The sequence below is a fragment of the Flavobacterium branchiicola genome, assembly GCF_018383905.1.
Classification (GTDB): domain Bacteria; phylum Bacteroidota; class Bacteroidia; order Flavobacteriales; family Flavobacteriaceae; genus Flavobacterium; species Flavobacterium branchiicola.
This window is the reverse complement of record NZ_JAGYWA010000021.1, coordinates 1-1,568: the sequence shown is the minus strand read 5'-3', so window position 1 is coordinate 1,568 and position 1,568 is coordinate 1. Positions and strand designations below refer to the sequence as shown.

Annotated in this window: 2 protein-coding genes; both read right to left on the bottom strand. The window is 36.1% G+C overall.

Annotation, left to right across the window (positions count from 1 at the left end; translation table 11 throughout):
* Positions 1-195 precede the first annotated feature (195 nt).
* Positions 196-1,149: an ISAon1 family transposase gene (locus KHA98_RS22725; protein ID WP_213260283.1), complete on the bottom strand. Its 954-nt coding sequence runs from the start codon at positions 1,147-1,149 to the stop codon at positions 196-198.
* Between the two features lie 10 nt (positions 1,150-1,159).
* Positions 1,160-1,525 (bottom strand): ISAon1 family transposase N-terminal region protein, encoded by a 366-nt coding sequence (locus KHA98_RS22720; RefSeq protein WP_213260282.1) that lies wholly within the window; start codon positions 1,523-1,525, stop codon positions 1,160-1,162.
* Positions 1,526-1,568 lie beyond the last annotated feature (43 nt).

Here is a 1,568-nt window from a genome sequence, read left to right as displayed (position 1 = left end):
TGCGCAGATGGTACTGCAGTTATGTGGGAGAGTATGTCGTCGCCTTTCTTTTGAAGAATCCTCATCATTTATTTGATGGGGATTTTTTGTTTTGTAAAATATTGAATTGTACTGCACTTTGTGGGAGCCCCGATAGCTATCTAGGGGTCGTCGGATCAACACGGATCAACGCGAAAACCTGTGGAGCATTAAAAATTAGGCATAAATATTAGTCAGCCTAAAAAGGAAAAACTCTACATTTCTAACTCCTCTAAATTGCGATTTAAATGCTTTTATTTTTGCATTGAAAGATTCTGCTGAAGCATTGGTGCTTCTGTTGTCAAAATAATTCAATATCGTTTGATAATGATTGATAATCGTTCTGGATATTGTATTGAAAGACTTAAAGCCTGATTGATTTACTTTTTCATGCCATTTGGCTAGTTTGGCAAAGCCTAGAATTTTATCTTTTGTGTTCTCGAATATACCGCGAAGCTCTTGAGTTAGACTATATCCTTTTTGAATATCAGGATACAATTCAATTAGTAGGACGGCACGCTGTGTTTGGTTTGGAGTCCATTTAGATTTGTTTTTGTACAAGAAATAGCGACTTCTCGCTAGTAACTGCTTAATTGTATCGCCATTAGGAAGTATGCTGGATTTAAAATTCATATTTGACTTTCTGGCTCTTTCCATTGCTTCATTTTCCAGATCTATGGCCTGCCATCGGTATTTGATTCTGATTTCCTGCAATGCCTCTATCGCTAGCTTTTGAACATGAAAACGATCTGTGACGCGGGTTGCATTAGCAAAACATTTCTTTGCTATTAACCCCATATTGCCGGCCATATCCAAAGTGATTTCCTTGACTAGATTTCGTTCTTTAAGCGGGATTTTTTCAATTACCGCAATAACTACTTCTGCTTTAGTTCCTGCAACCATCGCCACTATAGTTCCTTTTCTGCCTTTTCCAGATTTGTTGGTTAAAATAGTATAGAGCTCGCCATTAGAAAGGGAGGTTTCGTCTATTGATAAGCGTTTTCCAATGTTCTTAGGAAAAACAAGCCATTTTTTAGCATGCGCTTTTTGATCCCATGCTTTAAAACCGCTTAGAAAATCCTTGTATTGAGATTGTAAATTCCTGCCAGAAACGCCATAGAAAGAAGCAATGGCATTACAATCATTTGGCTTGGAATCGATTGATTTCTTTTAAAAAAGACGCAAACTCCTGGGTTACACGAGTTCCGTCTGCTACTAAATTCCAATCTCTAAAAACGATCTTTCCAGTATCTTCATTTAGCCATCTTCTGCGGGTGATATGAAGATATACCTGATGTCCGCGGATAGGAAAATCCTGAACCGTTATTTCATCGAAAAATCCTTTTGAACTTAATTTTGAATCTCTGTATTCTTTAGGAATTGAATTGATTTCTTTCAGGTACAAATGAAGGATATCTTCTCCTTTCTCATAAGAAGTAAGTTCAAAGTATTCAACTATTATTTCAGGTAATAACAACTTGAGAAGATCAATAAAAGAATCCTGCATTTCTATTTGATTTTAAAATACAAATTTCGACCTTTTAATATTT